Below are 7,022 nucleotides of genomic sequence, written 5' to 3' on the forward strand. Positions count from 1 at the left end.
CCCCTTGACACCTACCGCCGCATCTGCTAAAATAGATTTTTTTACATGGCTATACGCTTGATTTTTTATTCAACCCTCCCCCCAGAAAGCGATCGCCACCTCTCCCCAGCTCCCCTTGACATCCACCGCCACATCTGCTACTATTTAACGATGGAGCAAATATGGCTATACACTTGATTATTTATTCAACACTGGTTCAGAAAGCGATCGCCCCAGAAAGCCATAAAATCCTTAAACCAAAGCCCAAATTAAGATATGATGGGAAAACAGTGCAAATTGCATAACCCAATCAAAAACAGATTCCCCAGGGAGTAATAAAACAATGGTAACTCTGAAAATCATCGTTAACATCGTTGTCCTCTTCTTCGTAGGCTTATTTATCTTTGGATTCTTATCCAATGACCCCTCACGAAACCCCAAACGTCGGGACTTAGAGTAATCCGGCGGAATTCCCAAGCCAAAACCTGATCTAGGGGGGTAAATGGGGTGATCAGTTATCATGTATAACCAATAACTCCATTTACCCTAGTATCACCGATTTAGGATAAGTTTGACTAGACATAATATGTGGTTAATTGTTATCTAAAAAACTGCCTATAATTACCCTATATATTGGAATTTTTCCCTAACTAAACTACCAATATAAATAGCTAAAATTCGCTAGGATTAACTCCTTTTAATTGGCTAGGGAGAAGTTAATAACCATGCGATCACACCTACTCCGATATATGATTTAAAAGGCAGATTCTATCAAGGTATAAGCTCATATATCAGATCGATAGATTCGCCAAAGCAGCCGGGGTGTCCAAACAAACCCTATATAGTCATTTTTCCGACAAAGATGGGTTGTTTACCGCCCTAGTCAAAAGGATAGCCTCAGAAAAACTCCGAGAGGTCGCCACCCCTATCAGGGAAACCAGAGTTAGTGTTACGAGACTTAGCCACGCGAATACTAATGGAAAATATAAGCGATCGCGAATATCTTGGCTTGATCCGGTTAATCGTCTCCGAGTCAGGAAAACGCCCAGACCTAGCCCAAGTATTTTTAACAGCCCTAGTCAAGCCCGCCATAGAAACCCTGACAGAGTATTTAAAAACCTGCCAAGAATTGACCATCACCGACCCCGAAGCCACAGCCCGAATCTTCGTAGGTTCCCCAATTCATTATATGGTAGTCCAAGAGATTTTGCAAGGCAAAGATTCCCTACCCATGACAGCCGATCGCCTAATCGATAATTTAGTAGAATTAATTATCCATCAAAAAGCCCTACCATAAATAATCATCATTAAATCCAATCATGTCGCCATCCCCCAGTTATCGCCCCCCATTTTTCCTCAAAAACGGGTTAATAATGACCCTTTATACAGCATTGCAAATTAGCAAAACTTGGCAAAATCACACCCACGAATCACCACCCCCTTATCAACAAAAAATATTCACCGGGGCGGGAGGTGTCCCCATCTTTGGTATTTATGCAATTCCCCCCAATCCTAAAGGCACAATAATTGCCACTTATGGCATTGTAGGAGACTTAGAAAATCAGTGGTTTTTAAAAATACTAGGTCGCCAAGCCTTCGCCCGTGGTTATGCTGTAGTATTATTCGACTGGCGCGCCCATGGAAAAACCGGGAAACTCTCACCCACCCTGCAATCTGACGGCTTATATGAAGGAGAAGACTTTGTAGAAATTGCTAACCAGTCACTCGCCCTAGGTTGTCCAGCCCCCCTAAGGTTATTAGGTTTTTCCTTGGGGGGTCAATTAGCCTTATGGGGGTTAAAAGCCGCCCAAAGTTCCAGTAATTTAGACATAGCTGGTGCCGCCGTAATGTGTCCTAGTTTAGACTCCAATAGATCCCTAACCTATTTAGAAAATCATCCCGTCGGGAAGTATTTAGAAAAAGCCATTACCCGCCAACTGCAAATACTCGCCCATCAACTCAATCAAAATCACCCCAATATTTTCAATCCCGAAGCCATAGCTAGAGTTAACTCAATTCGCAGTTTTGATCACGAATTAGTCATTGAAAAACTAGGATTTGCCACAGTAGAAGACTATTTTACTGCCAGTAGTGGCTTACAAATTTTACCCCAATTACACAAACCAACCCTAATTTTATATGCCCAAGATGATCCCCTATTTGACCCAAGCATTATCCCTGATTTAAAAGCGATCGCTAAACAGAATAAAGCGATCGACCTATGGCTAACCCCATCAGGAGGGCACGTCTGCCATATTAGCAGTAAATCCTGTCAAAAACAATGGGGCGATCGTGACCCTTGGTGGGCATGGAATCGCATTTTAAACTGGTTTGATACCCATGTTTAATGATTATAAACCCATAGCCGCCTCGCGTCAGAACCCCCAAATAACAATCATTAGCTGACCTACCTCGTCACCAACCCATGGGCCACACCTTAATACTATTATCAAAACTGCCACTAACTAAAGTTGTCTCAACCGGGTTAAAAACCACATTCACCCAGTGTTGATGACCTTTCATGGTCCCCGTTAAGCCCCCTGGCTCGATTGGCCATAACTTAATAGTACCATCAAAATCCCCACTAGCCAGAGTTTGACCATCAGGACTAAAAGACAGAGATTGAATTTTATCACCATGGCCCGTCAAAGTTTGCAGAGGGAGACTCGTAAAATATTCCAACTCCAGGCGATTTAAATCCCATAGGCGGACAGTACGATCCCAACTTCCCGTAGCCAGAGTTTGACCATCAGGACTAACAGCCAAAGACCAGATAGCTTGAGGATGAGCCGCTAAACTCCGCCGCAATTGACCAGTTTCCCGATCCCATAATTCCAGCAAACCATTACTGCTACCACTGATTAACATTTCACCATTAGCACTAAAAACGATCGCCTGTATCTGTTCCCCGTAACCCCGTAAAGTTCTTTCCTCAAAGCCGGTGTCAACATTCCACAAGCGAATCGACCCATCACCTCCCGCACTAGCCAAACTAGCACCATCAGGACTAAAAGCCAAAGCATGAACCCAACTCCGATGACCAGGTAACACCCGCACCAGACGACTATTCCACAAGTCCCAAATCCGAATAGTGCCATCACCCCCAGCACTCGCCAAAAATCGACCTTCAGGAGCGATCGCTATTGTACCAACCGGTTGGTTATGACCAGATAAAGTATTAACTACAGTCCCCGTATCAATATCCACCAAGTTAATCGAGCCATCAGTCTGACCACTAGCTACCAATTGACCATCGGGAGTAATAGCAAGCGACCAAATAGGCCCATCACCAGATCGCAAAGTCCGCACCCCAGAAGATTGTCTGTTCTGATAACCGCGACGATAATTATTAGGTCTGTTTCTGTTATAGTTAGGGCGAACCTCCGGCATCCTTCTCACAGGAATTTCAGGGCGACTCGGGGTTTCGGGAACTCGAGTCGGCAATCGCGAAGCCAAAATCAGAGACAGTATTGTCAGCGCAATTCCACCCCAGGCTGTCAGAATCCACTGTTGGTCAGAACTTTCTGCAAACGCCCCAGCCGTTGGTCCCCGTTTTAAAGCAGCGATCGCCTCCGATGCCGACTGATAACGGCGGGCAGGATTTCGCTCTACCAACTTATCTAAAATCCTTCCCAAGCGACGGCTAACAGGGCGTTTAATGTAGTCTCGCCACACCCAAGTATTTGATTTAACATCAAACAACTCAAAAGGCGAAACATCCGTCATTAAGTGCAGACAAGTCACCCCCAAACTGTAAAGATCATTTCTCCCATCAAAATGTTCTTGAGTTTGTTCCGGGGCCACATATTCCGCCGCCCCCATCATCCGTTCACCAGGGTATTGTTCAACCTCCACCAGAGGAATAGCCGACCCAAAATCCACCAGAGACAAACGATTACCCCCAGAACCATCATATTGAGGGGAACGAACAATATTTTCCGGCTTAATATCCCCATGCACAATACCATTGTCATGGACAACCTCTAGCACCGGAAGAACAGACGTAAGTAGCTCCCAAATCTGGATTTCTCCAAATACTCCATCACTAGCCAATTCGTCCGCCAAATTGCGCCCGCGAATATACTCATGAACAAAATACTTAGAGCCATTCTCTTCAAAACTCGCCCAAAGTTCTGGAATCAAAGCATTGTGACCAATTCTCTCCAACTCCCGCGCTCTGCACCTCAAATCCACTTCTATAGGCTTATAGCAATCAATTTCACCGGTTCGAGAATCAATATTTTCCGGTGAACCTATAAATTGCTTAATCGTACACTGAGGCTTAGACGGCTTATCTTCATCCACAGCCAAAAAAGTCCGACTGTTAGCACTTTCTCCTAAAATTCTCACCATCCGATAGCGGTCTTTCAGGTGCAAACTAGCTCCACAACTCTTACAAGTCTTTTGACCAGGAGAATTCTGCGGGTGCTGACACTGGGGATTCATGCAGTAACTCATAACCAGGCATTGTTTCGGTGTATTCTAATTATATGATATGCTTTTCACGCCTGGGTAGCCACACAGCGTAACATAAAAACCATTGTAATCAAACGCAAAACCCTAATATGTCGCTAATTCGCATATCTCCCGACTGGCAACTACCCGAAAAACTGATTACCTCAGAATCAGCCTTTGTCAACCGCCGTAAATTTATCAAACAAGTAGTCGGCGCCGGACTGGCCGCCTCTATTTTACCCCTACAGGGATGCGATCGCACCTCTGCCAGCTTCCATACTACCCAAACTCCCTATCCCAACCTACCCCAAAACCCTAACTTTACCAACCTCCCATCAGCCACTACCCCCGAAGACCTTGCTACCCGTTATAACAACTACTACGAATTTGGCGGGTCTAAATCTATTTGGGAAGCCGCCCAAAACCTCCCTACCGATAACTGGCGAGTAGAAGTCTCAGGACTCGTCAAAAATCCCCGCACCTACGATATCGACGATTTACACAAAAAATTCCCCCTCCAAGAAAGAATCTATCGATTTCGCTGTGTCGAAGCCTGGGCGATGGTAGTTCCCTGGGTCGGTTTTCCCATGCGTCTACTCATGGCCGACGTTGAACCCACCAGCGCAGCCAAATTTGTCCGCTTCACTTCCTTTTATGACCCCAAAATCACCAAAGGTCCTGGTTTCTGGGCTACTAATTATCCCTGGCCCTATACCGAAGCATTAACCATTCAGGAAATGGCTAATGAATTGGCATTTTTGGCCACCGGAATTTATGGTAAAACTCTCCCCAAACAAAATGGCGCACCTTTACGCATGGTTATACCTTGGAAATACGGCTTTAAAGGCGCTAAATCTATTGTAAAAATCGAATTTTTAGACCACCAACCTCCCACATTTTGGAATACCTTAGTCCCTAACGAATATGGCTTTGTCGCTAATGTTAACCCTAACAAACCTCATCCCCGTTGGTCTCAAGCTACCGAACGCATTGTTGGTAATGGTCCGAGTTTCTCCTGGGACACTCAACCCACATTAATTTATAACGGCTATGGAGAATATGTAGCCCATTTGTACACCTGAAAAGTTCACCAGCCAGCTAACCCACACTCTCTTTAGCAGACTAAGTGCCTTGCGCCCCTACCTTATTTTAGTCACGACACCTACCCCACCGAATGCGTAGCTAGTTCCCCCCCTCTGTCCTCAGCAGTTCAACAAGTCGTGAAGATCCTTAACTAGCGTCCTTCTCATCTAACCTGTATCGAGACTCATTCCCCAATTTCCCTTGCTTCACCCCCGAGAGCGTCAATTGCTCAACCTCCTGGGAAATAATCATGATATTCCCATTTATGTTAAGTTTTGTAACAAATTTTAATTAATGTTAAAAATTAGCCCGATTCGAGGCAGGGGACTTGACTTTTGCCTGGGCTTCATGGTATATTTTAAATAATCGATATATATGCTTTTTTTCGTAGATGAATATATTTCCATTATTTAAGTTATGGCCGAAAGGGAAGTCACCTTCCCCAACTCCAATACAAAACCGTGCTTGATACTTTCACATCACACGGCTCCTGATGTGGATACCCCTTTTGACATCGGGAACAGGATAACAACTTCCGGCTTTGTGACTTCAACTTTTAGAGCTAAATACAACATCGTAGTCTTTAAACTCGCTATCGTCGTAAACACTCCTAATTGTCGCCATCTCTATATCCACACCGTGACTAGTGGGCATATCCTAACCATTACAGTTAGGCATTGGCTTTCAKTCACATCCTTTCCCCTTAAAGGTATGCGCTTACACTTTCACTACTGTGCAGGTACATCCTACCACTSGAGAGCCTAAAAGGGGTTKAAACGTTCCGTTTATAYGGGCATTCCATCTTKAGATTTGTCCTATCCACCGGGGTACTTTTAAAGGTCTGTGTAGGTGTTGCATAGAGAACCCTACTTTTCCCCTTGCTCTTTTGAACGTAGCGTGTCAACCTATTTCGCTACCTTAATAATGACGATGGTTCAAGCCGGACATTCGGTTTCCCTAATCATGGATGGTTGGCAGTGGTCGGATTATTGGGAATAGGTTTCCCTCACGCCTTCCGTTCCCCGCTTCAATCTGATGGGTTGTGATTCCCAAAACTGGGGGTGGCTATCGCCGTTACTCTCAACGCCCTGATTTCTCAGTTGGTTTATGACCTTGAGTTCCCTGCCTTGCTTAGATTTCTCCAAGCGTCGGGACATATAAACAGTTATGGGATGGTCAGGGTACGAGTCTTTTTTATTCCACCAAGGAGTGAAAGTCCCATTAGGAGGTTATTTCAGCCATTGCAGCCTTATTTAACTCCTAAACGTCTCGCACCTATGCTGTTTACCATAGCACAAAATGCTTGGCTAAGTGAAAGCCGCCCTTCTAGGGCAGCAATTCTCATTATGGAAATTCAACTGCTATCGGGCGGGATGTCTAACTCGAGACCTTCAAGCATAAAGGTCAGAAGGTGCTCCCAACTGTCGAAGTACAGGTAACGGGTCAACGCCCGCAAATCATCAAAAAAGGTTTGGCGGGTGGGCAAGTGCGCTCGTAGTAACTGG

The 7,022-nt window shown here is 45.0% G+C and carries 6 protein-coding genes and 3 pseudogenes; 5 read left to right on the top strand and 4 right to left on the bottom strand.

Features of this window, described 5'->3' with window-relative positions; all coding sequences use genetic code 11:
* Window positions 1-161: 161 nt before the first annotated feature.
* From B9T16_RS23620 to B9T16_RS23635, 4 genes are all read left to right on the top strand, one after another.
* Window positions 162-284, top strand: a complete 123-nt coding sequence (locus B9T16_RS23620) for a hypothetical protein (RefSeq protein ID WP_286131292.1) — start codon at window positions 162-164, stop codon at window positions 282-284.
* Window positions 285-322: 38 nt separating this feature from the next.
* Complete coding sequence (locus B9T16_RS23625; protein ID WP_006616470.1) at window positions 323-439, top strand: photosystem II reaction center protein I; 117 nt, start codon at window positions 323-325, stop codon at window positions 437-439.
* A 486-nt stretch (window positions 440-925) separates the two neighbouring features.
* The gene (locus B9T16_RS23630; RefSeq protein WP_014276864.1) at window positions 926-1,276 is read left to right on the top strand and encodes a TetR/AcrR family transcriptional regulator C-terminal domain-containing protein; all 351 of its coding nucleotides are present in this window, start codon (window positions 926-928) and stop codon (window positions 1,274-1,276) included.
* A gap of 22 nt (window positions 1,277-1,298) precedes the next feature.
* The gene (locus tag B9T16_RS23635) at window positions 1,299-2,327 is read left to right on the top strand and encodes a YheT family hydrolase (RefSeq protein WP_014276865.1); all 1,029 of its coding nucleotides are present in this window, start codon (window positions 1,299-1,301) and stop codon (window positions 2,325-2,327) included.
* 67 nt (window positions 2,328-2,394) lie between these two features.
* Here B9T16_RS23635 and B9T16_RS23640 read toward each other — a convergent pair whose 3' ends face one another.
* The 3 genes and pseudogenes from B9T16_RS23640 to B9T16_RS23650 all read right to left on the bottom strand — a co-directional run.
* The gene (locus tag B9T16_RS23640) at window positions 2,395-3,369 is read right to left on the bottom strand and encodes a WD40 repeat domain-containing protein (protein ID WP_373869275.1); all 975 of its coding nucleotides are present in this window, start codon (window positions 3,367-3,369) and stop codon (window positions 2,395-2,397) included.
* Between the two features lie 252 nt (window positions 3,370-3,621).
* Window positions 3,622-4,092 (bottom strand): annotated as a pseudogene (locus B9T16_RS23645) (protein kinase domain-containing protein); the annotation flags it as partial.
* 273 nt (window positions 4,093-4,365) lie between these two features.
* A pseudogene (locus tag B9T16_RS23650) lies at window positions 4,366-4,437 on the bottom strand (4-Cys prefix domain-containing protein); the annotation flags it as partial.
* A gap of 107 nt (window positions 4,438-4,544) precedes the next feature.
* Here B9T16_RS23650 and msrP point away from each other — a divergent pair.
* A complete protein-coding gene (msrP, locus tag B9T16_RS23655; RefSeq protein ID WP_410245916.1) occupies window positions 4,545-5,516 on the top strand; it encodes a protein-methionine-sulfoxide reductase catalytic subunit MsrP in 972 nt (323 codons plus the stop codon).
* A gap of 1,355 nt (window positions 5,517-6,871) precedes the next feature.
* Here msrP and B9T16_RS23660 read toward each other — a convergent pair.
* Window positions 6,872-7,022, bottom strand: a pseudogene (locus B9T16_RS23660) (ISNCY family transposase); the annotation flags it as partial.

The sequence above is a fragment of the Arthrospira sp. PCC 8006 genome, assembly GCF_046480465.1.
Classification (GTDB): Bacteria; Cyanobacteriota; Cyanobacteriia; order Cyanobacteriales; family Microcoleaceae; genus Limnospira; species Limnospira platensis.